The organism is Streptomyces musisoli (genome assembly GCF_016741855.1).
Lineage (GTDB): Bacteria > Actinomycetota > Actinomycetes > Streptomycetales > Streptomycetaceae > Streptomyces > Streptomyces musisoli.
In genome coordinates this window covers 1-26234 of the sequence record NZ_JAERRH010000021.1, presented here as the reverse complement: position 1 = coordinate 26234, position 26234 = coordinate 1, and the positions used below count along the sequence as shown (strand labels likewise).

22 protein-coding genes, 1 tRNA gene and 1 pseudogene are annotated in these 26234 nt (G+C 71.9%); 11 read left to right on the top strand and 13 right to left on the bottom strand.

The genetic code is table 11. From position 1 onward, the window contains the following. The first annotated feature begins 10 nt into the window (after positions 1-10). The 3 genes from JK361_RS34100 to pknB all read left to right on the top strand — a co-directional run bounded on the left by JK361_RS34100 (position 11) and on the right by pknB (position 5139). The gene (locus tag JK361_RS34100; RefSeq protein ID WP_201825802.1) at positions 11-1453 is read left to right on the top strand and encodes an FtsW/RodA/SpoVE family cell cycle protein; all 1443 of its coding nucleotides are present in this window, start codon (positions 11-13) and stop codon (positions 1451-1453) included. Continuing rightward, positions 1450-2934: a peptidoglycan D,D-transpeptidase FtsI family protein gene (locus JK361_RS34095; RefSeq protein WP_201825800.1), complete on the top strand. Its 1485-nt coding sequence runs from the start codon at positions 1450-1452 to the stop codon at positions 2932-2934. Before JK361_RS34100 ends, JK361_RS34095 begins: the two co-directional genes overlap by 4 nt. Positions 2935-3129: 195 nt before the next feature. Further along, on the top strand, positions 3130-5139 hold the full coding sequence (gene pknB, locus JK361_RS34090; protein WP_201825798.1) for a Stk1 family PASTA domain-containing Ser/Thr kinase: 2010 nt from the start codon (positions 3130-3132) through the stop codon (positions 5137-5139). A 71-nt stretch (positions 5140-5210) separates the two neighbouring features. On the opposite strand, the gene JK361_RS34085 is transcribed toward pknB, so the two are convergent. The 6 genes from JK361_RS34085 to JK361_RS34060 form a co-directional block, all read right to left on the bottom strand. After that, a complete protein-coding gene (locus JK361_RS34085) occupies positions 5211-5963 on the bottom strand; it encodes a class E sortase (RefSeq protein ID WP_201825796.1) in 753 nt (250 codons plus the stop codon). A gap of 27 nt (positions 5964-5990) precedes the next feature. Then, positions 5991-7163, bottom strand: a complete 1173-nt coding sequence (locus JK361_RS34080; protein ID WP_201825794.1) for a class E sortase — start codon at positions 7161-7163, stop codon at positions 5991-5993. Beyond that, positions 7160-7798, bottom strand: coding sequence for an aminodeoxychorismate/anthranilate synthase component II (locus JK361_RS34075; RefSeq protein ID WP_201825792.1), 639 nt, complete (start codon positions 7796-7798; stop codon positions 7160-7162). The genes JK361_RS34080 and JK361_RS34075 overlap by 4 nt, the downstream gene beginning before the upstream one ends. Further along, positions 7795-7956, bottom strand: coding sequence for a hypothetical protein (locus JK361_RS34070; RefSeq protein WP_201825790.1), 162 nt, complete (start codon positions 7954-7956; stop codon positions 7795-7797). Before JK361_RS34070 ends, JK361_RS34075 begins: the two co-directional genes overlap by 4 nt. Before the next feature lie 62 nt (positions 7957-8018). Further along, a complete protein-coding gene (locus tag JK361_RS34065; RefSeq protein ID WP_201825788.1) occupies positions 8019-8708 on the bottom strand; it encodes a class E sortase in 690 nt (229 codons plus the stop codon). Between the two features lie 24 nt (positions 8709-8732). Next, positions 8733-9518, bottom strand: a complete 786-nt coding sequence (locus JK361_RS34060) for a DUF881 domain-containing protein (RefSeq protein ID WP_201825785.1) — start codon at positions 9516-9518, stop codon at positions 8733-8735. A 151-nt stretch (positions 9519-9669) separates the two neighbouring features. Between JK361_RS34060 and crgA the strand changes: the two genes are divergently transcribed. Continuing rightward, a complete protein-coding gene (gene crgA / locus JK361_RS34055; protein ID WP_201825783.1) occupies positions 9670-9924 on the top strand; it encodes a cell division protein CrgA in 255 nt (84 codons plus the stop codon). 272 nt (positions 9925-10196) lie between these two features. Here crgA and JK361_RS34050 read toward each other — a convergent pair whose 3' ends face one another. Both JK361_RS34050 and JK361_RS34045 read right to left on the bottom strand, forming a co-directional pair. Next, positions 10197-11084, bottom strand: a complete 888-nt coding sequence (locus JK361_RS34050) for a rhomboid family intramembrane serine protease (RefSeq protein WP_201825781.1) — start codon at positions 11082-11084, stop codon at positions 10197-10199. 120 nt (positions 11085-11204) lie between these two features. Continuing rightward, positions 11205-11735 carry a peptidylprolyl isomerase gene (locus JK361_RS34045; protein WP_201825779.1) on the bottom strand — a complete coding sequence of 177 codons (531 nt, stop codon included), beginning with the start codon at positions 11733-11735 and terminating at the stop codon, positions 11205-11207. A 273-nt stretch (positions 11736-12008) separates the two neighbouring features. Between JK361_RS34045 and JK361_RS34040 the strand changes: the two genes are divergently transcribed. Further along, positions 12009-12710: a DUF5324 family protein gene (locus JK361_RS34040; protein ID WP_201825777.1), complete on the top strand. Its 702-nt coding sequence runs from the start codon at positions 12009-12011 to the stop codon at positions 12708-12710. A gap of 512 nt (positions 12711-13222) precedes the next feature. Here JK361_RS34040 and JK361_RS34035 read toward each other — a convergent pair. After that, positions 13223-13295 (bottom strand) — tRNA-Ala (locus JK361_RS34035). Between the two features lie 183 nt (positions 13296-13478). Between JK361_RS34035 and JK361_RS34030 the strand changes: the two genes are divergently transcribed. Further along, positions 13479-14027, top strand: coding sequence for a helix-turn-helix domain-containing protein (locus tag JK361_RS34030; protein ID WP_201825775.1), 549 nt, complete (start codon positions 13479-13481; stop codon positions 14025-14027). Positions 14028-14168: 141 nt separating this feature from the next. Further along, positions 14169-16040, top strand: coding sequence for a serine/threonine-protein kinase (locus JK361_RS34025; RefSeq protein ID WP_201825773.1), 1872 nt, complete (start codon positions 14169-14171; stop codon positions 16038-16040). A gap of 243 nt (positions 16041-16283) precedes the next feature. On the opposite strand, the gene JK361_RS34020 is transcribed toward JK361_RS34025, so the two are convergent. Both JK361_RS34020 and JK361_RS41665 read right to left on the bottom strand, forming a co-directional pair. Further along, positions 16284-17636 carry a hypothetical protein gene (locus tag JK361_RS34020; protein ID WP_307787384.1) on the bottom strand — a complete coding sequence of 451 codons (1353 nt, stop codon included), beginning with the start codon at positions 17634-17636 and terminating at the stop codon, positions 16284-16286. 267 nt (positions 17637-17903) lie between these two features. After that, positions 17904-18032 (bottom strand): DLW-39 family protein, encoded by a 129-nt coding sequence (locus JK361_RS41665; protein WP_003999697.1) that lies wholly within the window; start codon positions 18030-18032, stop codon positions 17904-17906. A 348-nt stretch (positions 18033-18380) separates the two neighbouring features. Between JK361_RS41665 and JK361_RS34010 the strand changes: the two genes are divergently transcribed. Together JK361_RS34010 and JK361_RS34005 are read left to right on the top strand one after the other, a co-directional pair. Beyond that, positions 18381-18725 (top strand): DUF6344 domain-containing protein, encoded by a 345-nt coding sequence (locus tag JK361_RS34010; protein WP_201825771.1) that lies wholly within the window; start codon positions 18381-18383, stop codon positions 18723-18725. Between the two features lie 192 nt (positions 18726-18917). Further along, positions 18918-19718, top strand: coding sequence for a glycosyltransferase family 2 protein (locus JK361_RS34005; protein WP_307787383.1), 801 nt, complete (start codon positions 18918-18920; stop codon positions 19716-19718). A 61-nt stretch (positions 19719-19779) separates the two neighbouring features. On the opposite strand, the pseudogene JK361_RS41660 reads toward JK361_RS34005, so the two are convergent. Further along, a pseudogene (locus JK361_RS41660) lies at positions 19780-19911 on the bottom strand (ferredoxin); the annotation flags it as partial. Between the two features lie 100 nt (positions 19912-20011). Next, positions 20012-20485: a hypothetical protein gene (locus JK361_RS33995; protein ID WP_201825929.1), complete on the bottom strand. Its 474-nt coding sequence runs from the start codon at positions 20483-20485 to the stop codon at positions 20012-20014. A gap of 319 nt (positions 20486-20804) precedes the next feature. On the opposite strand from JK361_RS33995, the gene JK361_RS33990 reads away from it, so the two are divergent. Next, positions 20805-21272 carry a hypothetical protein gene (locus JK361_RS33990; RefSeq protein ID WP_201825767.1) on the top strand — a complete coding sequence of 156 codons (468 nt, stop codon included), beginning with the start codon at positions 20805-20807 and terminating at the stop codon, positions 21270-21272. A 398-nt stretch (positions 21273-21670) separates the two neighbouring features. After that, a complete protein-coding gene (locus JK361_RS33985; protein WP_201825765.1) occupies positions 21671-26032 on the top strand; it encodes an nSTAND1 domain-containing NTPase in 4362 nt (1453 codons plus the stop codon). Positions 26033-26234: the final 202 nt, after the last annotated feature.

Genomic DNA, 26234 nt, shown 5'->3' with positions numbered 1-26234 from the left:
CTGTCACACGATGAGCAGTACTACGAACTCGCCGACGCATCACACGTCCACGATCGGCGCCATCGGCGCCCCGAGCCGACGCAACACCGAGCTGGCCCTGCTGATCTTCGCGGTGGTCATCCCCGTGTTCGCCTACGCCAACGTGGGCCTTGCCCTCGACGACCAGGTGCCCTCGGGCCTGCTGAGCTACGGTCTCGGCCTCGGCCTGCTGGCCGGCGTCGCCCACCTCGGCGTGCGGAAGTTCGCGCCGTACGCCGATCCGCTGCTGCTGCCGCTGGCCACCCTGCTGAACGGGCTCGGCCTGGTGTGCATCTGGCGGCTGGACCAGTCGAAGCTGCTCCAGTCGCTGCCCAACTTCGTCACGGCAGCGCCCCGCCAGCTGCTCTACACCGCACTGGGCATCGCCCTGTTCGTCGTGGTGCTGATCTTCCTCAAGGACCACCGCGTCCTTCAGCGCTACACGTACATCTCGATGTTCGGCGCCCTGGTGCTGCTCATCCTGCCGCTGGTGCCGGGCCTCGGGGCCAACATCTACGGCGCCAAGATCTGGATCCGGGTGCCCGGACTGGGCTCGCTCCAGCCCGGTGAGTTCGCGAAGATCGTCCTGGCCGTCTTCTTCGCCGGCTACCTGATGGTGAAGCGGGACGCCCTGGCCCTCGCCAGCCGCCGCTTCATGGGCCTGTACCTGCCGCGCGGCCGCGACCTCGGTCCGATCCTGGTCGTCTGGGGGATCTCGATCCTCATCCTGGTCTTCGAGACCGACCTCGGCACCTCGCTGCTGTTCTTCGGAATGTTCGTCATCATGCTGTACGTCGCCACCGAGCGGACCAGCTGGATCGTCTTCGGTCTGCTGATGTCCTCGGCCGGCGCCGTCGGCGTGGCGAGCTTCGAGCCGCACGTGAAGATGCGTGTCCAGGCCTGGCTCGACCCGATGAAGGAGTACACCCTCAGCCAGCAGGGCCAGTTCGGCCACTCCGAGCAGGCCATGCAGGCCCTGTGGGCTTTCGGCTCGGGCGGCACCCTGGGCAGCGGCTGGGGCCAGGGCCACTCGGATCTGATCAAGTTCGCCGCCAACTCCGACTTCATCCTCGCCACCTTCGGCGAGGAGCTGGGGCTCGCCGGCATCATGGCGATCCTGCTGATCTACGGCCTGATCGTGGAACGCGGCGTGCGCACCGCCCTCGCCGCCCGCGACCCGTTCGGCAAGCTGCTCGCCATCGGCCTGTCCGGCGCCTTCGCCCTCCAGGTCTTCGTGGTGGCGGGCGGCGTCATGGGCCTCATCCCGCTGACCGGTATGACCATGCCGTTCATGGCGTACGGCGGTTCCTCCGTGCTGGCCAACTGGGCCCTGATCGCCATCCTCATCCGGATCAGCGACACCGCCCGGCGCCCGGCGCCCGCCCCCGCCAGCAACCCTGACGCCGAGATGACCCAGGTGGTCCGCCCGTCATGAACAAGCCCCTGCGCCGGATCGCGATCTTCTGCGGCCTCCTCGTGCTGACCCTGCTCCTGCGGGACAACTGGCTCCAGTACCTGAAGGCCGACAGCCTCAAGGAGGACCCGAAGAACCGCCGCGTCACCATCGCCCGCTACGCGACGCCGCGCGGCGACATCATCGTCGGCGGCAACCCGATCACCGGGTCCGCGGAGTCGAGCAAGACCGGTCTGAACGACCTGAAGTACAAGCGGACCTACAAGAACGGCCCCATGTGGGCGCCGGTCACCGGGTACGCCTCGCAGGCCTTCGGCGCCACCCAGCTCGAGTCCATCGAAGACGGCATCCTCACCGGCAACGACGACCGGCTGTTCTTCCGCAAGACCCTGGACATGATCACCGGCAAGGAGCAGCAGGGCGGGAACGTCGTCACCACGCTCAACGCCGCCGCCCAGAAGGCCGCGTTCGACGGCCTGAGCAAGCAGGGCGGCAAGGGTGCCGTGGTCGCCCTGGAACCCTCCACCGGCAAGATCCTGGCGCTGGCCTCCTACCCGTCGTACGACCCCTCGTCCTTCGCGGGCAACAGCGACGACGACGCGGCGGCCTGGAAGAAGCTCCAGAAGAAGTACAACCCCAGCGACCCGATGCTGAACCGGGCGCTGCGCGAGACGTACCCGCCGGGCTCCACCTTCAAGGTGGTCACGGCCGCGGCGGCCCTGGAGAACGGCAAGTACACCTCGGCCGACCAGAAGACCGACTCCCCGCTGCCGTGGACCATGCCGGGCACCACGACCCAGCTGAAGAACGAGGGCAACATCCCGTGCAAGGACGCGCCCATGCGGGTCGCGCTCCAGTACTCCTGCAACACGGTCTTCGGCAAGATCGGCTCGGACCTCGGCAACGACAAGATGCTCGAGGAGGCGAAGAAGTTCGGCTTCGACGCCGAGCAGTTCACCCCGGTCCGCGCCACCGCCTCGGTGTTCTCCGACGACATGAACCAGTCGCAGACCGCGCTGTCCTCCATCGGCCAGTACAACACCGCCGCCACCCCGCTCCAGATGGCCATGGTGGCCTCGGCGGTCGCCAACGACGGCAAGCTGATGAAGCCGTACATGGTGGACGAGCTGGAGTCCTCCAACGTGGACCCGGTCGCCAAGACCGAGCCGGAGGAGCTGAGCCGGCCGCTGTCGGCGGAGAACGCGCAGATCCTCCAGGACATGATGCAGACGGTGGTCGAGAAGGGCACCGGTACGAACGCGAAGATCGACGGTGTGGTGGTCGGCGGCAAGACCGGTACCGCCCAGCACGGCGTCGAGAACAGCGAGAACCCGTACGCGTGGTTCATCTCCTACGCCAAGCTCGGCGACGGCAGCTCCCCGGTCGCCGTGGCCGTGGTGATCGAGGACGAGGGCGCCAACCGCGACGACATCTCCGGTGGCGGCCTGGCCGCGCCGATCGCGAAGAACGTCATGGAGGCGGTCATCGACTCCAAGAAGTGACCGTCGTCGGCCACTGAGAGTGACACCTCTCACATCCCCTTCACATCGTTGCACGTTGCGATACCGGTCCTGTATCGGGTTACGGGCTTGGCCAGGTCACACAGAACGAGCCGGGTACGGTAGGCCCGGACGGCAGCCTCCGGCCGCGCACGCGGGTGCGTGGCCGGGACCGACGGAGAGGGCTGGTAGGTAGCTATGGAAGAGCCGCGTCGCCTCGGCGGCCGGTACGAGCTGGGCCAGGTGCTCGGCCGCGGTGGCATGGCGGAGGTCTACCTCGCGCATGACACTCGCCTCGGCCGCACCGTGGCGGTGAAGACGCTGCGCGCGGATCTCGCGCGCGATCCGTCCTTCCAGGCCCGGTTCCGCCGGGAGGCCCAGTCGGCCGCCTCGCTCAACCATCCCGCGATCGTGGCGGTCTACGACACGGGCGAGGACTACATCGACGGGGTCTCCATCCCGTACATCGTGATGGAGTACGTCGACGGTTCCACGCTCCGCGAGCTGCTGCACTCCGGCCGCAAGCTGCTGCCCGAGCGCGCGATGGAGATGACCATCGGCATCCTCCAGGGTCTGGAGTACGCGCACCGCAGCGGCATCGTCCACCGCGACATCAAGCCGGCCAACGTGATGCTGACCCGCAACGGTCAGGTCAAGGTGATGGACTTCGGCATCGCCCGCGCCATGGGCGACTCCGGCATGACCATGACCCAGACGGCGGCGGTCATCGGCACGGCCCAGTACCTCTCGCCGGAGCAGGCGAAGGGCGAGCAGGTCGACGCGCGGTCCGACCTCTACTCGACCGGCTGCCTCCTGTACGAGCTGCTGACGGTCCGGCCCCCCTTCGTGGGCGACTCCCCGGTGGCCGTGGCCTACCAGCACGTCCGTGAGGAACCGCAGGCCCCGTCGGTCTTCGACCCCGAGATCACGCCCGAGATGGACGCGATCGTCCTCAAGGCACTGGTCAAGGACCCCGATTACCGCTACCAGTCGGCCGACGAGATGCGTGCCGACATCGAGGCGTGCCTGGACGGCCAGCCGGTCGCGGCCACGGCCGCGCTGGGCGCGGTCGGCTACGGCGGCTACCCCGACGACCAGCCGACGACCGCCCTGCGCTCGGACGCGGGCGCGGGAGCGACCACGATGCTCCCGCCCATGAACGCCGACGACGGCGGTTTCGGCTACGACGACCGTCCGGACCGCCGCCGCCAGCAGAAGAAGTCCAACACCTCCACGATCCTGCTGGTGATCGCGGGCCTGCTGGTCCTGGTCGGTGCGATCCTGATCGGCAAGTGGGCCTTCAGCGGCGGGAACAACGACCAGTCCCTCAAGGCGCCGAACTTCGTCGGTCACACCCTCGGTGAGGCCAAGAGGATGGCGCAGAACTCCGACCTGGTGCTGGCCCCGCCCACCCGCAAGGAATGCGCGGACCAGCCGAAGGGCAACATCTGCACCCAGAACCCCGAGGCGGGCACGAACGTCGACAAGGGTGACACCATCACCCTGGTCGTGTCGTCCGGCGCGCCGAAGATCCAGGTTCCGGACGTGCTCGGCGCCCAGGCCGACCAGGCGGAGTCCCAGCTCAAGGCGAAGGGCTTCGTGGTCGACCGGAAGTTCGAGGTGTCGGACCGCACGCCCGGTGTGGTCATCAAGCAGGACCCGGAGGGCGGCAGCACCGAGGAGAAGGGCACGACGATCACGCTCACGGTCGCCAAGGCCGAGGAGAAGGTCGCCGTCCCGGACGTCACCGGCAAGTCCTGTGACGAGGCGAAGGCCGAGCTTCAGGCCAAGGGCCTGGTGCCGAGCCCCAGCTGCACCGAGACCCCGGTCACGGACCCCGCCCAGGACGGCAAGGTGCAGAGCACCAACCCGCCGGCGGGCCAGGAGGTCGTCAAGAACACCAACGTGGTGATCAACGTCGGCAAGGTCCAGCAGCAGCAGTCGCAGGTGCCGAACGTCGTCGGCCAGCGGGTGAAGGACGCCAAGAACCTCCTTCAGCAGGCCGGCTTCAAGAACATCCAGTTCGCACCGAACAGCCCCGGCGACGACAACGCGTTCGTCACCCAGCAGGATCCGCAGGCGAACAGCACCGGCGACCCGAACACCACGACGGTCACGCTGACGACGGTCTCCTTCGGCGGCGGCGGCAACGGGAACGGCAACAACGACAACGGCGGTCCCAACCTCTTCGGCGGCGTCACCGGCTGACGCCTCCCGCACACGCGCGTGGGCCCCGGCCGGGACATCCCGGCCGGGGCCCTCGTCGTTTCACCGCGGGGTCAGCGCAGTTCCTTCGGCGGGGTGCGCTTGCTGTCCACCTTTTCCACGCGGACCAGTTCGCCCCACACCACGTACCGGTATCGGGAGGTGTAGACGGGGGTGCAGGTCGTCAGGGTGATGTAGTGGCCCGGCTTCTTCTTGCCGGACTCCTCCGGGACCGACGACAGCACCTCGACGTTGTACTTCGAGGTCTCGGGGAGGACCGAGTAGACCTTGTAGACGTACCAGTCGTCCCGCGTCTCGAAGACGATCGGGTCGCCCTCCTCCAGCTGGTCGATGTTGTGGAACTTCGCGCCGTGCCCGTCCCGGTGGGCGGCGACGGCGAAGTTGCCGTCCTTGCCGGTCATGGGCAGCGTGGCCTTGACCGGTTCGGTGTAGTAGCCGGCGACACCGTCGTTGAGGACGTCCGTGCCCGTGCCCTTCTCGACCAGTACCTCGCCGTTGTCCATCGCCGGCACGTGCAGGAACCCGATGCCGTCCTTGGTGTCGAGCGCGCCGGGTGCGGAGTCCTGCTCCTGCGCCCAGTGGTCGCGCACCCTGTCGGCCTGCCGGCCCGCCTTGCGGTCCGCTATCACGTTCGTCCACCACAGCGAGTAGACGACGAACAGGCCGAGCAACACGCCCACGGTGATGAGGAGTTCTCCGAAGACGCTGACCGCCGTCGCGATCCGGCCGGGGCGCCGGCGGCGGGGCGCCGGATCCGGTTCGGACTCGTCCGTGGTCTCGTCGGTCTCGTCGGCGGTCGCTGCCACAGTTCTTCTGCCCTTACTCGATGAGCCCTACTCGATGAGCGCGTCCGGCTTGCCCTTGCTGCGCGGGCGTTCCTGGACCATCTTGCCCCAGACGATCAGCCGGTACTTGCTGGTGAACTCCGGCGTACAGGTGGTGAGGGTGATGTAGCGGCCGGGTTCGGTGAAGCCGGAACCCGGGGGAACCGGGTTCAGCACACCCGTGTTGGACGGCGGGGTCACCGGGAGCATCGAGGTCACCTTGTACACGAAGTAGGTGTCCTGCGTCTCGACGACGACCGCGTCGCCGGCCTTGAGCCGGTTGATGTACCGGAACGGTTCACCGTGCGTGTTGCGGTGCGCCGCGAGACCGAAGTTGCCGGTCTTGTCCTGCGGCATCGCCGTCTTCAGCGGGGCCTCGCCGTAGTGCCCGACCATGCCCTTGTCGAGCACCTTCTTGTTGCTGACGCCCTCCGCGATGGGCGCCACCACGTCCAGCTTCGGGATGTGCAGGATGGCGAAGCCCTGTCCCGGTTCGAAGACGCCCGGACTGCGCTTGCCACTGGCCCAGTCGTCCTGGAGCTGGTGCGTCTCGCTGCCCGCCTGCGCGTGCGCGCGGACGTTGGTCCACCACAGCTGGTAGGTGACGAACAGCAGCATCAGCACGCCGGTGGTGATGAACACCTCGCCGATGGCGCGGCTCGCGACGGTCGCCGGGCTCGGCTTGCGCAGCCGGGCCTGCCGCCGGGCCTCCACCCTGGTCAGGGGCCGCTGCGGAGCCCGCTGGGGGTCCCGCTGCGGCGGGACGGCCGTCGTCTCCCGGGCGCCGCCGCCGTGCCGGCCCCCGCCACGACGCTTGGCGGCCTTTCTCCGGGCCGCACGACCGCCCGCCGTGACTTGAGTGGCAGAAGAGGCGGAAGGGCCCGCAGAAGCCCGTACGGGCCCGTTCTCCCGGCGGAGGTCTTCCGCTCCCGGGACGCGCAGGGCCATCGTCTCGTCGTCGACGGGAGGAAGCGGTGCCGTGAAGTCCTCGGCCGACGGCACGGCCGGGCCGGTGCCGGCCTGCCGAGGCACCGGCGCCGTCGGATGGTCCCCGGTCATCCTGGGCATCGGCGCCGTCGGCGGGTCCTGCCGGCGCCCCGTGTACGACCGCGCACCGCCGGAGGACTCGTACGGTCTCTCCCCGCCGTACAAGTCCTCGCGCTCGGGGCGCAGCGCGGTCACGCCGTGGCCCTGCCCACCACCGGGGCGAGCCCCGCCGACCTCGCCACGGCACCGTGGTCACCGCACTCCACCAGCCAGTTGGCCAGCATCCGGTGTCCGTGCTCGGTCAGCACCGACTCGGGGTGGAACTGCACGCCCTCGACCGGGAGTTCCCGGTGCCGCAGGCCCATGATGATGCCGTCGTGTGTGCGGGCGGTCACTTCCAGCTCGGCCGGGACCGTCGCAGGTTCGGCGGCCAGGGAGTGGTAGCGGGTCGCCGTGAAGGGCGAGGGCAGGCCGGCGAAGACGCCCTTGCCCTCGTGCTCGACGGGCGAGGTCTTGCCGTGCAGCAGCTCGGGCGCCCGGTCCACCACACCGCCGTACGCCACCTGCATCGACTGCATGCCGAGGCACACCCCGAAGACCGGCACCCCGGTCGCGGCGCAGTGCCGGACCATGTCCACGCACACACCGGCCTCCTCCGGCGTCCCCGGACCGGGCGAGAGCAGTACGCCGTCGAAGCCGTCCTGGGCGTGTGCCGTCGACACCTCGTCGTTGCGCAGCACCTCGCACTCGGCCCCCAGCTGGTAGAGGTACTGGACGAGGTTGAAGACGAAGCTGTCGTAGTTGTCGACGACGAGAATCCGCGCACTCACTGGTTGTCCACCGTCACATCGTTGAAGGGCAGCAGCGGTTCGGCCCACGGGAAGACGTACTGGAAGAGGACGTAGACCACGGCCAGGACCAGTACCAGCGAGATGAGCGCCTTCACCCACGCGTTCCCCGGCAGATGCCGCCAGATCCAGCCGTACATGCCGTCCCTTGCCGTCCCTTCCGTGTCCCTACGGCACCAGACCCACGCCGTACGCCACCAGACTAACGGCGCAGGGCCTTCGGTTCGCCTGCCTCCACAGGCTGTGTGGCATCCAGGTGCGCCCAGACGATCAGCCGGTGACTGTGCCCCCATTCCGGATCGCACGTGGTCAGCGTCAGATACCGGCCCGGACGCGTATACCCGGACTTACGTGGGACAGGGTCGATCACCTCGACGTCGGTCGGCACTGTTTTAAAGGGCCCTTTGTCGATCCGATACGTGAACCAGGTCGTACCGTCCGTGAGCACCACCGCGTCACCCGGCCGCAGCTTCGGGAAGTCCACGAGCGGGTCGCCGTACGTCCGCCGGTGCCCGGCGACCGCGAAGTTGCCCTGCCCGCCCAGCCGCGCGGTCCCCCGATAGTGGGCGAGTCCCTTGGCCAGCACATCCCGGCCGGTGCCCTCCAGCACCGGTTTGTTCCACGTGAAACCGAGCCGCGGGATGTAAATGATCGCGAAGGGCCTGCCGTGGCGGTACGGCTCCGGCCTCGTCGCGGACACCGTCTGCTCGCCCGGCGCGCCGGCCGGCCGCACGCTCCCCCGTGACCACTGCCGGTGCAGCTGGTCGATCTGGTCGCTCATCGCGGCATCCGCGCGCACGCCCGTCCAGAACAGCACGTAGACGACGAAGAGCACGATCAGGGTGCCGAGGGTGATGCACAGTTCGCTGACGGTCCTGACGATCACACGCACCGGCGGCTCCTGAGAGGGACCTACCTACTCCACTGGCTTCGCGTAGTGCAGATCCACTGTGCCGGAGTAGCCCGGAAGAGTCACCGTCCCGTCGTCGGTGACTTTCCAGCCGAGGCCGTAGACGTTGACGTAGACCATGTAGGTCTGGATCGCCTTGCTGTCCGCGAGAGCCTGCTTGAGCCGGTCCGGGTCCCCGACCGCAGTGATCTTGTACGGCGGTGAGTAGACGCGGCCCTGGAGGATCAGGGTGTTGCCGACGCAGCGCACCGCGCTGGTGGAGATCAGCCGCTGGTCCATGACCTTGATCCCGCGGGCGCCGCCCTGCCACAGCGCGTTCACCACGGCCTGCAGATCCTGCTGGTGGATGACCAGGTAGTCGGGCTGCGGCTCGGGATAGCCGGGGAGCTTGGCGGTGGCGTCGGGCGGGGCGTCGTTCAGGGTGACGGAGACGGCCTCGCCGGACAGCTTCCGGGTGCCCGCCCGCTCCTCCAGCCCGCCGAGCTTCTCGTCCTCGGCCCTGGTGCTGCCGTCGTCGCTCTCGGCGAGCGACTCGACGCTGTCGCGCAGGGTCGCGTTGGACTCGTCCAGCCCCTTGTTCTTACGGCTGCGCTGCTGGATCAGGTCGGACAGCTTCAGCAGGGAGCCGTCCTGGCGGATGTCGGTGCCCTTGGCCGTGTTGAAACTGGTGAAGAAGATGAGCCCGGCGAGGGCGAAGACGGCGGCCGTGAGCATCCGCAGGGGCCGGAAACGCAGCCTGCGGACGGGGCCGCCCGTTGCTCCCGTCCCGGGGGAGTCGGCAGAATTGCTCAACGTACCCTTATCTCCTTCGGCGCCGCGGAAGCACTACGCTAACGGACGCCCGGGGGAGTACACAGAGTCGTCATGTCGGCCCCTTGTACGCTGCCCGAGCCCGACTCAGTTACCTGCGCGGCCACGCAGCGCATCGACAGGAGAGACCCTCGTGCCGAAGTCACGTATCCGCAAGAAGGCCGACTACACGCCGCCGCCGGCGAGGCAGGCGCAGGCCATCAAGCTCACCAACCGGGCGTGGGTCGCGCCGGTCATGCTGGCCATGTTCCTGATCGGCCTGGCCTGGATCGTCGTCTTCTACGTGACCGACGGCTCGCTGCCGATCGACAGCCTGGACAACTGGAACATCGTGGTCGGCTTCGGCTTCATCGCCGCCGGGTTCGGTGTCTCCACGCAGTGGAAGTAGCCGGGGCGGAAACAGCTCTGCCCAGGGCTATCCACTGAGTTATCCACAGCCGTTTTCCACAGTGGGGAAAAAGAACGACGATCTGTGGATAACCCGTCGGGTGTTGACGCCGGTGTGACTGGTCCGTCGTCCCTCAGACATCCGTTCGCCCCCTGTCCGACCTGCGGAAACACATCCGAGCGACAGGGGGCACAGCTGTGCTCCCACGGTGTGCACAAGATCCGCCACACGCTGTGGACAACGGTTCGGAACCCGGGTGTTCCCCGGCTCCGTCAGGTGAGCTGAGCCGTTCTGACCAGCACGAGGGCCACGGCCAGGGCCAGGACGACGGCACAGGTCCCGTACTGCACCAGCGACCGCCGCTCGCGCGGAGCGTGCACCATCGCGTAGCCGGTGACGACACCGGCGACGAGCCCGCCGATGTGCGCCGGCCACGAGATGTGCATGGCCGGGTTGAAGGTGAAGATCAAGTTGATCACCAGCAGGGCGATGACCGGCCGCATGTCGTAGTTGAGCCGGCGCATCAGGACGGCGGTGGCGCCGAAGAGACCGAAGATCGCGCCCGAGGCGCCCAGCGAGGCGGTCGACGGGGAGGCGAGCAGATAGGTCAGCGCACCGCCCGCCAGTCCGGAGACGAAGTAGACCGCCAGGTAGCGGGCCCGGCCGAGGGCGGCTTCCAGCGGGCCGCCGACCCACCACAGGCTCAGCATGTTGAAGCCGATGTGCCAGTACTCCTCGTGCGAGAACATCGACGTCACGAAGCGGTACCACTCGCCGCCGGCGACACCGGAGGTCGGCGCGAACGGCTTCGGCGGCCAGGCGCCGTAGAGCACCACGTCGTCCAGGAGGGAGCGGTCGGCCTGGATCGCGATGAACACCGCGAGGTTGATCCCGATCAGGATCTTGGTGAGCAGCCGGGGGTCGGAGGTGACGGTGCCGCCGGCGATCGTGCGCGGCCGGGACGCCTGCGGGGCGTGCCCCGTGCCGGAACCGCCGCGGACGCAGTCCGGGCACTGGAAGCCGACCGAGGCGCTGACCATGCACTCGGGGCAGATGGGCCGTTCACAGCGGGTGCAGCGCACGCCGGTCTCGCGGTCCGGGTGCCGGTAGCACACGGGCACGCTGTGGGCGTCCTGCGCGCTCCCTGCGGCCTGCTCCATCAGATCCCCTTGCTCGTCGTGTCCTGCCTGACAGCACTATCCTGCCCCGCTCCCCCTCACGGTCGGGCGGGGTGTTCGGTTCCCTCCGGGAATTTCCGGTGAGGGGCGTGACGGGCGGGTTCAGTCCTCGCGCGTCTCGACGACCACCGTCTCGATGACAACGTCGGTGAGGGGGCGGTCGTTGCGTCCGGTCGGCACGCGCGCGATGGCGTCGACGACCTTCCGGCCGGCCGGGCCGGTGACCTCGCCGAAGATGGTGCACTTGCCGTTCAGCCAGGTGCTCGGGGTGACGGTGATGAAGAACTGCGAGCCGTTGGTCCCCGGGCCCGCGTTGGCCATCGCCATCAGATAGGGCGCATCGAAGGCCAGGTCCGGGTGGCACTCGTCCTGGAACCCGTAGCCGGGGCCGCCGAGGCCGTTGCCCAGGGGGTCGCCCCCCTGGATCATGAAGCCGCCCATGACGGAGTGGAAGACCGTGCCGTCGTACAGCCGGTCCCTGCTCTTCACGCCGGTGCCGGGATGCGTCCACTCGCGTTCGCCGCGGGCCAGCTCGACGAAGTTTCTGACCGTGACGGGAGCGTGCAGCGGGAAGAGCCGGACCTCGATGTCGCCGAGGGTCGTCTTCAGGGTCGCATACAGCTGCTCGGCCACAGTCCGCCTTCCGTCGTCGTCCGCCGCGACACCTCGATCCTTCCACGCCCAGGGCCGCGCGTCGCCAGGCGGCCACGACTTCTGCCGGGCGGGCGGCGCGCACCGGCGATTCGTGGCAGTGTCGACGACAGGCCCTTGTTGCCCGGAATCACGCCGGAGGGAGCGATCGGCACCCATATGCCCGCCCGCGCATGCCGCACCGGCGCCTGGCAGGCATGATCCGTAAAAGGGTGGAAAGTCGAAATACCGTACGCCACCGAGGAGGAGGAACCCGTGACCCGCATCGAAAGCGTGCGCGCCGCGACCGGCTCGGCGAAGGACAGCGTGCTGCACGCCGCGGAAGTGGTGGCGCCCTACGCCGACACGGCCAAGGAGCGTGCCGCGTACTACGCGCAGGAGGCACGCGTACGGCTGGCGCCCGTGGTGTCGCAGGCCGCAGAACAGGCTCGCGTGCAGTACGACGCCCGGCTCGCCCCGCGTCTGGAGCAGGCTCTCGCACATGTGCCGCCGAAGGTGGACCTCGCCGCGCAGGAGGCCGCCGTCCGCACCCGCAAGGCGGCCCGGCAGGCCGCCGAGTACTCACGTCCCAAGATCGAGCACGCCGTGGCCGCGGCGGTCCCGGTGCGCGACGAGGCCGCCGCGCGCGGCGCCGCCGCGCTGGCCGCGCTGCGCGGCCAGGTCTCGGCGAAGGACATCCAGAAGATGGCCCGGCGGAACCGGCGACGGTGCCGGGCCGGCCGCGCCCTGAAGTTCACCGCGCTGGTGACCGCCCTGGCGGGTGGCGCCTTCGCGGCCTGGAAGTGGTGGGACAAGCAGGCCAACCCCGACTGGCTGGTCGAGCCGCCCGCCGCGACGGAGGTCCCCGACTCACCGCGGCTGAGTTCGGTGGACGGCACCGGCGCCTCGGGGCTGGACCCCGAGGTGCAGGCGAAGCAGGCGGAGGAGGACGCGGCGGACCGCGACGATCAGCCCTGATCCGTCCCGCCCGGCTTCCCGGACGAGCCCCCGCCGACCCCGTTTCCCGGGTCGGCGGGGGCTCGTCGGTTGTGTGTTCACGGCAGCAACGCACGTGGCACCGTTCCGGGCTACGGCCCGGGTGTGAAGGCCTGCGGGTGCGAAGACCGTGCCCGGCGCGTCTCTGCGGAGCATGCCCCGGCGCGTCCCTGGAGAGCATGCCCCGGCGCGTCGCTGCGGGGCGAGAGGGCCGCCCGAAGGCCGTCGGTCCGATCGCCGGCCCGATCTCCGTCGGCCCCGTCGGCCCGATCTCCGCCGACCCGAATACCCCTCCTCGATCGCCCTCGGGCGGAGTGGGCCGGGCTTCCCGGCCGGCGCCGGGGCCTCCTCCGGCGGCGGTCCGCAGGTGCGCGGCAACACGGCGGGCCGGAGCAGGCGTTGGTCCGCCCACGGCGGCACGGCAGCCCCGGCGACCGTACACGCAAAAAGACCCCTCTGCCCACGTTTCCGCAGGTCAGAGGGGTCTCACGGGGTGGAGCCTAGGGGAGTCGAACCCCTGACATCCGCCATGCAAAGACGGCGCTCTACCAACTGAGCTAAGGCCCCGGGAAGCAGCTCCCGGCCGGAGCGCGTGGGTTCCGGCGGGTGCCGCAGACCAGAGTACCGGGTCACCCCCCGTATCCCGCAAAAAGATTGGGGGTCCCCGCGGATGACCACTCTCCGTAAGATGCTCGTCGTGGTTCGCTACAGCGAACCGCGGTTTTTCAGGGGAAGCGATGGGGAGACGCAATGGACGCCGCACAGCAGGAAGCCACCGCCAGAGCGCGGGAGCTGCAGCGGAACTGGTACGGGGAGCCGTTGGGGGCGCTCTTCCGTAAGCTCATCGACGATCTCGGGCTGAACCAGGCGCGGCTCGCGGCAGTCCTCGGTCTGTCCGCTCCGATGCTCTCGCAGCTGATGAGCGGCCAGCGCGCGAAGATCGGCAACCCGGCGGTCGTCCAGCGGGTGCAGCTGCTTCAGGAGCTGGCGTCCCAGGTCGCGGACGGCAGCGTCAGCGCCGCCGAGGCCACCGAGCGGATGGACGAGATCAAGAGGTCCCAAGGGGGCTCGGTACTCAGCAACACCACCCAGACCACGAGCAGTTCGGGTGCGCCCACGGTCAAGCGGGTGGTACGCGAGATCCAGTCGCTGCTCCGCTCGGTCGCCGCCGCGGGGGACATCATCGACGCCGCGAACGCCCTCGCCCCGAGCCACCCCGAACTCGCGGAGTTCCTCCGTGTCTACGGCGCCGGCCGCACCTCCGACGCCGTCGCGCACTACCAGTCCCACCAGAACTGACCCACGGCCCGGCGCACCCGAGGGTGCCGGGCCGGCCGGGTCGGATCGCTCGTCTCTTGGGTAGGGAGAGGAGCGAGGGGGCCGAGGGGGCCAGGAGGTCCGGGGGCTTCGCAGGGCCAGTGGGGAGGAGCGGCGGCTGCCATGGGTGAGGTCTTCGCCGGCCGGTACGAGCTGGCCGACCCGATCGGACGCGGTGGCGTGGGCGCCGTATGGCGTGCCTGGGACCATCGCAGACGGCGCTACGTGGCCGCCAAGGTCCTTCAGCAGCGGGATGCCCACTCCCTGCTCCGCTTCGTCCGTGAGCAGGGACTGCGCATCGACCATCCGCATGTCCTCGCGCCGGCCAGCTGGGCCGCCGACGACGACAAGGTCCTGTTCACCATGGACCTGGTCGCCGGCGGCTCCCTGGTCCACCTGGTCGGCGACTACGGGCCGCTCCCGCCGGCCTTCGTGTGCACCCTGGTCGACCAGTTGCTGTCGGGGCTCGCCGCGGTGCACGCGGAAGGCGTCGTGCACCGGGACATCAAGCCCGCCAACGTGCTCCTGGAGGCCACCGGCACCGGCCGGCCACGGCTGCGGCTGTCCGACTTCGGCATCGCCATGCGGCTCGGTGAACCCCGGCTGACGGAGACCAACCTCGTGGTGGGCACGCCCGGTTATCTCGCTCCCGAGCAGATGCTGGGCGCCGAACCCGACTTCGCGGCCGACCTGTTCGCCGTCGGGCTGGTCGCCCTGTACCTCCTCGAAGGCGCCAAGCCGGACGCCAAGGCGCTCGTGCAGCACTTCCTGGAACACGGGACGCCCGGCCCTCCCAAGGGCATTCCGGAACCGCTCTGGCAGGTCGTCGCGTCGCTGCTCCAGCCCGATCCCGCGAACCGGTTCCGCACCGCCACGGGTGCGCGCAAGGCGCTCGCGACCGCCGCGGAACTCCTGCCGGAACCGGGTCCCGACGACGAACTCGTCGAGATCTTCGACCAACTGGGCCCGCTGCCCCCGGGTTTCGCTCCCGACGGCCCCATCCGGCAGGCGTCCGGAGTGGTGTTGGAGCTGCTCTCGGGCACGACATCGGCAACGACCTTGCGGAGAACCCCGGAAGCACCGGCTGCACCGAAGCCGGGGGTGGCAGCGGGGGCGGGCGCGAGTGCCGGTGCGGGTGCCGGTGCGGACGGGGGCGCGGGCGCGAGTGGCAGTGCGAGTGCCAGTGCGGACGTGGGCGCGAGCGCGGACGGGGGCACGGGTGCGGGTGCCGGTGCCGGTGTGATGGGCGCGGGTGGAGGTGGGGGACCGAAGTCGGGTGCGGGCACGGGCGCGGGTGCCGGTACGGGTGCGGGCATCGATGCCGCTGATAGGGGTGCGGGCGCGGGTGCCGGTACGGGCCCTGATGCTGCTGATACGGGCGCGCCCACAGGTCCCGGTGCAGGCACAGGTCCCGGCCCGAGCACAGGTCCCGGCGCGCGCACAGGTCCCGGTACCGGCACAGGTCCCGGCCCGAGCACAGGTCCCGGCGCGCGCACAGGTCCCGGTACCGGCACGGGTCCCGGCGAGCCCGCCCATACCGAGCCCACCCACACCGGCTCGATGTCGGACACCGGGAGCTTCCGGATCCCGCCACCCCAACAGCCCCCGGCCTCCGGCCCGGCCGCTCATCCGACCCCCGCGCCCGCTTCTCTCCCGCCCCACGTCCCGGTGTCAGGCCCGGTGCCGTACCGGCCCCCGTCCCCACCGCAGGCCCCGCTGCCGGCACCGCCCGTCGACACCACCACCGCGGCGTACACCACGCACGGCGCACAGGCGGCACACCACTCCCCGTACCTCTCCGGGCCGCCCGCCCCGGCCACCTCGCCGACATCACCCACATCAGCGCCGTCACGAGCACCACGGGCGCCGCGCTCACGGGGTCGTCGAGCGCGCCGCGCGCCCCGGCCCGGCCCCCCGGCCAGGGCCGCGATCCCCATCCTGCTGCTGGCGCTCGCCTGCTACGCCGTGGGCTTCTGGGCGCTGACCCGCCTCTGAGCCCGCGCCCGAGACCGTCTCTCACCACGCACCGGTGCCCTCTCCGGTCCGAGACCGAAGCTCCTCCCGGAGTCCGCCCCCGACCCCGGCCCCGACTCCCGTCAGTGAGCCCGCGCCCGGGACCGAACCTCCTCCCGGAGTCCGCCCCCGACCCCGGCCGCGACTCCAGTCAGTGAGCCCGCGCCCGGGACCGAGCCCCTCCGACCCCGAGCCCCTCCGACCCCGGCCCCCACCCCGCTCCCGTCACCGACCCCCTGCCCGCGTCCGCGTCCGTGCCCGCCTCCGCGTCCGCCGGGCCGTCACCGTCCAGCCGCCGAGGGTGATCAGCAGTGCGGTTCCCGAGCCGAATCCGCCGATGGCCACCAGCCGCATCAGCCGGTCGTCGTCCCCGCCCCCGGTGTCCCCGGTCAGCGCGGCCTCCCGGTCCTGCTCGGTGACCTCGAAGAGGTCCTTCGGCGCGGGGCTGCCGGCATACGCGGGCCCCCCGTGGGCCTGCCCGTCCACCCGGACCCGCAGGGTCACCTCGAACGGCCCCTGACCGTACGTGCCGGCCAGCTGCGTGCTGAGGTGCACGACGAGGTAGTAGTCGCCGGCGAAGCGGACGGAGGTCACCCCGGCCTGAACGGCGTACCGGTTGGCGTACTCCACCGGCGGCAGCGGCGCGAGGGCGGCGGGCTTCGCGACCCCGGTGTATCCGAGGGAGGCGTCGTCGACGTAGCCGCGCACGGGGTTGTAGAGGGACAGGTTCAGGGCGCCGCCGACATAGCCGTGGCCGGGGGCGCCGGCCAGCTCGGCGGAGGCGTGCAGCTGCCGGCCCCAGTCCAGCGGCACCTTGTAGAAGCGGGTCTCGCCGGGCGCGAGGGCGGTCCGCCAGACCCCTTGGCCCAGCGGGCGCGCCCCGGCGAAACCGGGGCCGCCGGAGCGGTCGCGGGACCGGCCGGCGGGGGGCTCCGGGGTGGCGGAGTCCCAGGCCTGCGGCGGGCTGGTGGGGCCGCTCCGCGCCAGGCCCGGTTCCGTGGCGGGCGCGATCTCCAGGTCCCACGGCTCGGCCGAGGCCGCCGCGCCGGAGCCCTCGGCGTCCAGCCGTTCCACGAGCAGGTAGTACGTGCCCCCGCCCTGGCACAGCGTCCTGCCCGCCTCGCGCTGCCCGAGGGCCGTGACCGGGCGCGGGCTGAGCCCGGCGCCGAAGCGGGCGGAGGAGTAGGAGCAGGAGTTGTCGTGCTCGTCCCGGAGCGAGACGCGGATGCCGTCGGTGGCGGTGACGGTGGCGTCCGCCGGCGGTACGGCGGTCACCGCGGCGTACGCCGTGTCCTTGGCGGTGAGCCGGAGGGCGTAGTAGAGCCTGCCGCCTCGCGGGAGGGAGCTGCGGTAGGTGTGGCGGGCGTCCAGCGGCTCGGCGTCCGCGGTGGTCTGCGCGCCCGCGACGGTCCGGGCGCCCGGCGTGAAGGCGTACGCCCCCGGCCGCGGGCCGGCGGCGGCCTGAGCACCGGCCGGCAGGGCGACGGTGGCGCAGAGTCCCAGCAGCAGGATCACGGCGCACCGGGTGGTGCCGGCCCGCCACCACCCGGCCCGTGCCGTACGTGCTCGCCCCCGCACGCGCCACCACCCCCCAGTCGTCGCAAAGCCGTACCGGACCGCAGGCCCCATCCTGCCCCGACCGCCCTTGCGCCATCCGGGCAATGCGCACGCCCGTCCGAATCGCCCGGCAACATCCGGCACCGTCCGGCTTCCCGGCTACCGCACCCGGCGGGCCCCCGCAACCCGAGGCGTCGCGCGGGGCCTCACCGGGACCCCGGGGCAACACAAAACCCCGACCGCGTGGGCGGCCGGGGTCTGTTCAGGTATCAGATTCGGTATCGGGACTCACGAACCCGTGGGCACGGAGTCAGTCGCCTCCGTCCACAGGTCCTGCTCGGCGCGATCCGCCTGAATCTGGCGGTACACGAGGAGCCCGCCGATGGCGGCCAGTGCGACCAGGAGCAGCTTCTTCACCGCGCGACCTCGTCTTTCCTTGACGTAGGGGACCTCTGGCGCCCGACTATACACACCGACCGATATCGATCGGTGACCTGCGTCGAGGCCCAACTCCCGCCTCCGCCAGCGCAATAGGCCAGGTCGGAGCCGCTTCCGGCCGGAGGGTGACCACGCCCGCACGGACGGTTACTTTGCTCCCCCTTCGCTCGTGCTCAGCGTGATTTATGGGTTTTGAACCCTCTTGCGTCCATACGAGTGGTGTTCATCGGAACATCCACGCGCCACGGGCGTCGGTCCACCACTTCGCCGCCCTCATACACATCATGAGCAAAGTACGCAAATCGCCCAACCCGAAAGTGAGGGGCCATGACCCAGAACAAGGTCATGAAGCTGTGGACCGCCATCGTCACCGCCTTCCTCGCGCTGTGCACGGCGCTCGGACTCGTCTCCGCCGGAACCGCCACCGCCGCCGCCGCGGCCGGACCCCGGACCGAGACCCCCCGCACCGGCACCGCGCAACGCACGACCCCGACGATCCCGGCGATGCGCCACTGGGCCTGGTCACACGGCAGGGCCCTGCCCCCCACGATGAAGCAGCGGATCCGGGCCGAGGCCCACGGAAAGTCCCCCAGCTGCCGCCACCGCGCACTGAAGGAGACGCAGGCGGAGGCCCAGACCCCCGACGCCACCTCCCCGGAGCTCGACTGCTGATCCTCAGCCCCTTACGCAGTACCGCAACGTCTCGACGACAAGGCGACTTGCGTACGCACCAGTCGACACGGAAAGACCCCCGGCCGGGATCGGCCGGGGGTCTCGCGCTTTTCACGGGTCCCCCGTGCGCCATGCTGGCAGCGACAAGAGCGAGAAATCCGCCCCGCCCGACGGAAAGGTGGTGAGCGCTGCGTGAGCCGGCGCGTCACCGTAGTCACCGCTGTCCACGGCCCGTCCGCACGGTTCCTGCCGGACGCCTACGCCTCCCTGCGCGCGCAGCTGCTGCCCGACGGCTGGGAGTGGGAGTGGGTCGTCCAGCAGGACGGCACGACGGACGACGTCCGCCCGTACGTCCCGGACGACGCGCGTGTGACCTTCCGCCAGGGCCGGCCGGGCGGTCCCGGCGTCGCCCGGACGATCGCGCTGGCGCGCGCCGAGGGCACGTACGTCAAGGTGCTGGACGCCGACGACCGGCTCACACCGGGCGCGCTCGCCCGCGACCTGGCCGCGCTGGAGGCGGACCCCACCGTCGGGTGGACGACGTGCCGCGTCCTGGACCTGCTGCCCGACGGCTCCACGGTCGGTTTCCCCGGCGACCCGGACGAGGGTCCGATCGAGCGCGGTGCCGTCCTCGGCCACTGGGAGCGCAACGGCTTCCGCGCACCGGTCCATCCGGCGAGCCTGTGCGTACGACGCGAGCTGCTGGTCGCCCTGGGCGGCTGGATGGCGCTGCCGGCCTCCGAGGACACCGGCCTGCTGCTGGCGCTGAACGCGGTGAGCCGCGGCTGGTTCTCGGCACGGGCCGGTCTGCTGTACCGCAAGTGGGAGGGGCAGGTCACGGGCCAGGCGGCGCATGCCGATCCCGCCGAGCTGGAGGCCCGTAGGGCGGTCGCGGCGGCCCGGGCCCGCGCGCTCGCCGGCTTCGGCTGGGGTTACCCGCCGGCCCCGGCGGTCCCCGCACCCCCCGTCCCCGCTGCTCCTCCCGCTCCGTGAGGACGATGGCCTGCGAGGGACACTTCTCGGCCGCCTCCAGAACCTCCTCCCGCAGTCGCGGGTCGACGGCGGCGGCCTGAGCGGCGCCGGGGCGTACGACGCCGTATCCGTCCTCGAACGCGAACACGGCGGGCGCCCGGTGCGCGCACTCGGCCGAGCCGTAGCACTGGGAACGGTCGACGGAGATCTTCATGCGTCCTCCAGCCGTCGGCGGTGACCTCCAGGACGTCACTGCCCGGCGAACAGCCCACCGAACCGGCTCCCGCCCCTGCCGGCCGAACCGACTCGCGGGGCTACCGGCCGCCGGCCGCCGCGGAGAGCCAGTGGGCCACCCTGCGGACGGTGGGCTCGTCGAGGCGGTCGGCCAGGGCCCGCACCGCCTCGCCGTCCTCGGGGCTCAGGTCGTACAGTCCCGCCTTGCTCAGGCCGGCCATGAGCACCTGGTGCCGCCGGTCCGTCATGCGTTCGGCCAGCCGGGCCGGCTCGGGTGAACCGGGCGCGGGCCGCTTCGGCGCGGGCGCGGGAGCCGTGGCGGACGGGGTGTCGTAGAGGCGCCAGGCGCCGTCCTCGGGTCCCCACAGCGCGACCGTCACCTCGTCCCCGCGCGCCCGCACGGTCTGGGTCATGTCGCCGACGGCGTACAGCACCGGGCTCCGGTACGAGGACTCCGCGCCCACCGTCCAGGTGTCCTGGGCGGGCTCGTGGAACATCGCGACCCAGCGCGGCTCGCCGGGCGGACGCGGGGGCCGGGAACGCTGCTTCTCCATGACACTCATCCCTTCGGCTACGGCCGGCGAGGCGACGGTAGCTGACGTCCCGTCAGATTGCCAGGGCGCATCCCGGCAGCCACCCACAGCCCCGAACCGCGCCCGCCGGGCCCGCCAGTCCCACCACCGAGCCGCCCCGAACCACGCCCACCAGGCCCCGCACCGGGCCGCGGCCCGCGGCCGCCCCGGCCGGCGCCAAGGGAATCCCCTGCGCTGGTGTGGTCTCTTCGCGTCCGGCGTGGCACCCTGCCCGCGCCCGCCCCCGGCGGCGGGGCGGACGGTGTCGTCCCGGGGCCGTCCCGGGGAAGGAGGCCGGAGGATGAGCGTGAGCGGACGGGAAGCGGCGGCGGCCGGACCGGACACGCGGGCGGCGGACCTGCGCCGGGTGCACGGCGGCCGCGCCCACAGCGCCTACGACCGCGCGGTCGCCGCGTGCCGGCACGCCGGTGTCGTCCGGGACGCGGCCGAGGTCGTGCCGAAGGACGCCGTCGGCCGTGCCGCCAACGCGCTGCGGCTGTCGGCGCGGTCGCTCGACGCCCTGGCCGCGGACGCCCGCTGCGCCCGTAACACCGCCGCCACCGCCGCCCTGGCCGCACAGCTGGCCGCGGCCCGGGCGGGCGGCCCGGACGCCGAAGCGGCCCTGCGCGCGGCACTCACGGCGTCCCGCACCGCGGCGGCAGCGGCCGGCGGCACCGCGCGGGGGCGGGACGCGGCCCTGAACGCCGAGGCCGAGGAGGCCGAACGACGAGCCGTCACCACGGCCCGCGAGGCGGGCTGGCTCGACTGACGGATGCGGCTTCCCGACCGTCCGGCACCGGTCCCTCCCCTCGTGGGGACCGGTGCCGGACGGTGCGAGGACGTCGACCCGTACCGTGTCGGCGGTGCGGTGCGGGTCGAAGAGCGGGCCGGTTTCCTCGGTGCGCGCGGGCTCACCCGCCGGGCGTGGCACGAGTCGACCGAAACTGGCCGAGAACATTCGGCGCCATGGGCTGTCTGTCCGAGCACGGAGCCGTGGCCAGTCCGGACGGTATGTGACCGTTCCGCTACCGGGTTCGGATCCTGCCATCTGCGGCGGCCGACGAGGAGGTTCCGGTCTCCGGACCCGCCCTTCTCCGCAGGTCAGGCGTATAGGGTGGGTTTTCCGGTCCGGACGTCCGCACGTGGGGGAAAGTAAGGGGTGGGACCTTGAGTTCCGACTCAGGGGCACGCACAGCCTTCGCCGAGCGGCTCGCGCTGCTGTACAAGGAGGCCGGAAATCCTCCCTTGAAGAGCGTCGCCGAAGCGGTCGTACGGCTCCAGCGGGTCGACGAACGCGGCCGGCCGGTACGGGTCTCCGCGCAGCGGATCAGTGACTGGCGCCGGGCCAGGAACGTACCCGCCCAGTTCACCGCCCTCGCGGCGGTCCTCCAGATCCTGATCCCCGAGGCCCGGCGCCTGCGTCCCGCCCCGGTCTCCGCCGGCCTGTACGACATCACGCACTGGCAGCGGCTGTGGGAGCTGGCCCTGGCCGGCCCGGCCGGCGACCGGAGCGCGCCGCCCACCGAGGAGAACCGGCGGCCACCGGCCCAGGCCCCGCCCGTCGCCGGCGGCGTGTGCCCGTACCGGGGGCTGGCTCCGTACCGGCGGGAGGACGCCCGGTGGTTCTTCGGCCGGGAGCGGAGCACGAACACCCTCGTCGCGCAGCTCCGCGCTGCCGAGCGGTCCGGCGGACTGATCATGCTGGTCGGTGCCTCGGGAGCCGGGAAGTCCTCCCTGTTGAACGCCGGTCTGGTCCCCGCCGTCCGGGGTGGCGCCCTGAACACCGGCGCCGGCGCCGGACGAAACGGCCCGCCGGCCGACGGGGCGGACCAGGCCCGGCAGGAGTGGCAGCAGGAGCGCGATCCCGAGCAGGCGGCCGGAACGGCCGCCGCGGGCCGGCCGCCCCGGATCCTTCCGGCCCAGACACCTCAGCAAGCCCACGGGGCCCACCCGTCCCCTCCGCCGCATCCGGCACATCCGGCGCGCCCGGCGCAGACCGGACAGTCCCCGCGGTCCCCGCAGCAGCCCGGCGGTCTTCCGGACTCCTCCGCCTCCCCCGGCCCCTCGCGCCTTCCCGGCCCCGCACAGCCCGCGGCCCCGCCCGCCGCCGATTCCCCCGCCGAGCCAGCCGGACCCGTCCTCCAGCTCGTCCCCGGTGCCGATCCGCTGGGTGAGCTGGTCCGCCGTGTCCCCGGACTCGCCGCCGTCGCCGCCGAAGCGCGCGAGGCCGAGCGGAAGGCGTCGCGGAACCCGGCGCTCCCCGGCGGCGACGCCCCGCAGGTGACCCGGGCCGTGCGCGAGGCGTTCACGGCCTGGGCGGGCCACGCCGACGCCCCGGACGGCCGGCCGGTCGTCATCGTGGACCAGTTCGAGGAGGCGTTCACCCTCTGCGCCGACGAGGCGGACCGGCGCACCTTCATCCAGTTCCTGCACGCCGCCTGCACCCCGCCCGCCGGCTCCGGCGGACCCGCGCCCGTCCGGGTCGTCCTCGGCATCCGCGCCGACTTCTTCGAACAGTGCCTCGCCTACCCGGAACTGGCCGACGCGCTCCAGCACCGCCACATGGTGCTGGGCCCGCTGACCAGCACCGAGCTGCGCGAGGCGGTGACCGGTCCGGCCAAGGCGGTCGGTCTGGAGCTGGAGCCGGGGCTCGCCGAGCTGATCGTGCGCGAGGTGAGCGCCGACGGCCCGCGCGGTGCGCATGACGCGGGCGTGCTGCCCCTGCTCTCGCACGCCCTGCTCGCCACCTGGCAGCGCCGGAAGGCCGGAAAGCTGACGCTGGCCGGCTACCGCGCGGCGGGCGGCATCCAGGGCGCGGTGGCGGCGACCGCCGAGCGCGCCTGGTCCGGCCTGGACCCCGCGGCCCGTACCGCGGCCCGGCTGCTGCTGTTGCGGCTGGTCCGGCTGGGCGAGGACACCCAGGCCACACGCCGGCGCGGCACCCGGCGGCAGCTCGCGGAGGAGTCCGCCGACCCCGGCAAGACGGAGGAGTCGCTGGAGGCCCTGGTACGGGCCCGGCTGGTGACGCTGGACGCCGACACGGTGGAGATCACCCACGAGGCACTGCTGCACGCCTGGCCCCGGCTGCGGCACTGGATCGACGAGGGCCGGGGCGACCATCTGCTGCGCCAGCGGCTGGAGGAGGACGGCCGGTCCTGGGAGGACTCGGGCCGGGACAGCTCGCTGCTGTACCGGGGGTCCCGCCTGGAGCAGGCCCGCAACTGGGCCCGTTCGGCCGGAGACACCTATCTGACACGCAGCGCGGTGGAGTTCCTGGCCGCCTCGGTACGGCTGCGCAAGCGTTCCGTGTGGCTGAGCCGGGCCGCGGTGGCGGCGTTGGTCGTGCTGGCCGTCCTCGCCGCCGGTACGGCCGTGATCGCCTGGAAGCAGCGCGACGACGCCGTGTTCGAGCAGGTGCTCGCCGAGGCGGACCGGGTCCAGCACACGGATCCGTCCCTGGCGGCCCAGCTCGACCTGGTCGCCCATCAGCTGCGCCCCGGCGACAAGGGCACCTACAGCCGCCTGATCTCGATCGTGAACGCACCGCTGGCCACCTCGCTGTCCGGCCACCGGGGTGCCGTCTACCTCACCTCGTTCAGCCCGGACGGCAGGACGCTGGCCACGGCCGCATATGACCACACGGTCCGGCTGTGGGACGTACGGGACCCGAACCACCCTGCTGCGCTCGGCAAGCCGCTCACCGGCCACACCAGCTGGGTGAGCAGCGCCGTCTTCAGCCCGGACGGCCGCACCCTGGCCAGCGCAGGCGACGACGGCACGGTCCGGCTGTGGGACGTCCGCGACCCGGCGCACGCCGTACCGCTCGGCGCGCCGCTCACCGGCCACCGGGGCACCATCTACCTGGCCGCCTTCAGCCCGGACGGGCGCACCCTGGCCACGGCCGGCGAGGACCGCACCGTGCGGCTCTGGGACGTGACCGATCCGCGCCGGCCCACCGTGTCGGCCACGCTGCGCGGCCACAGCGCCGCGGTGCGCTCGGTGGCGTTCGCCCCGGACGGGCGGACGCTGGCGACCGGCGGCGACGACCACACGATCCGGCTGTGGGACGTGTCCGCCCCGCGTCGGCCCGAGCCGGCCGGGACGCTGCGCGGGCACACGGAGCTGGTGCACTCGGTGGCCTTCAGCCCCGACGGGCACACGCTGGCCAGCGGCAGCGCGGACGACACCATCCGGCTGTGGGACGTCACCGACCCCGGTCGCGCGGCACCGATCGGCTCCCCGCTGACCGGGCACACCGGACCGGTCTGGTCGGTGGCCTTCAGCTCCGACGGCGGCCGGCTGGCCGCCGCGAGCGCGGACAGCACGGCGAGCCTGTGGAACATCAGCGACCCGGCGTCCCCGTCCCAGGTCGGCGAGCCCCTCGCGGGCAGCAGCGGCGAGATGTACGCCCTGGGGTTCAGCCCGGACGGCCGTACCCTCGCCACCGGCAGCGGGGACGGCAAGGTGCGGCTGTGGTCGGTCCCGGCCTCGGACATGGTCGGCCGCAGCGGTGCGTTCCGTCCGGACGGCAAGGTCCTGGCCACGGCCGCCCGGGACGGCAGGCTGCGGCTGTGGAACGTGACGCGGCCCGGCCGGCCCGTCGCGCTCGGCAAGTCGTTCATGCACGCCGACGGCGACCAGCGCTCCCTGGTGTTCTCCCCCGACGGCCGCACCCTCGCCGTCCTGACCGGCGCCAGGTCGGTGTACCTGTGGGACGTCACCGACCCCGCGCATCCGGTCACCGCGGGTCCTCCGCTGTCCCTGCGGACCCGCTTCATGGGCCCCGACGCGCTGGCCTTCAGCCCGGACGGGCACACCCTGGCCACCGCCTACGACGACCGCACCGTCCAGCTGTGGCACGTCGGCGACCCGGCGCACGCCGTACCGGTCGGCAAGCCGATCGCCGGGCACCGGGGCTACATCAACGCCCTCGCCTTCAGCCCCGACGGGCGCACCCTGGCCAGTGGCAGCGCGGACAGCACGATCCGGCTGTGGAACGTGAGCGACCCGGCGCACGCCGTACCGCTGCGCGAGCCCCTCACCGAGCACTCCGGGCCGGTCAACGCCCTCGCCTACAGCGCGGACGGGCGCACCCTGGCCAGCGGCAGCGACGACGACACGGTCCGGCTGTGGGACGTCGCCGATCCGGCCGCGGCGAGCGCGCTGGGCGACCCGCTCACCGGGCACACCGAGGCGGTCACGTCCCTGACGTTCAGCGCCGACGGCCACACCCTGGCCAGCGGCGGCAACGACAACACGGTCCGGCTGTGGGACGTCGCCGATCCGGCCGCGGCGGCCGCTATCGGCCAGTCGATGAGCCCGAACGCCAAGACGGGCAACTTCCTCTCCTTCAGCCCCAACAGCCGTGTCCTCGGCGTCTCCAGCGGCGCCGACACGGTCCGGCTGTGGAGCCTGGACGCCGACACGGCGATCCGGCACATCTGCGCGGTCACCCGGGGTGTGCTGACCCCGGAACGGTGGCACGAGTACCTGCCGCGTCTGTCCTACGACCCTCCGTGTGGTGGATGATCGGCCAACGTGCCTGAATCATCCCGGACTTCGCCCCACGGAACCGGCAACCTTGTTACCCTTGGCCATAGCCCGATCGCTGGTGCATCCCCCGTCGCCAGCGGTCGGGCGTTTTCGTTGCGGAACCGCAACCCCGGACCGCGCCCTCGGGCCCCCCCCCAGGCCGCGCGCACGGGCCGCACCCTCAGGCCGCGACCGCGGA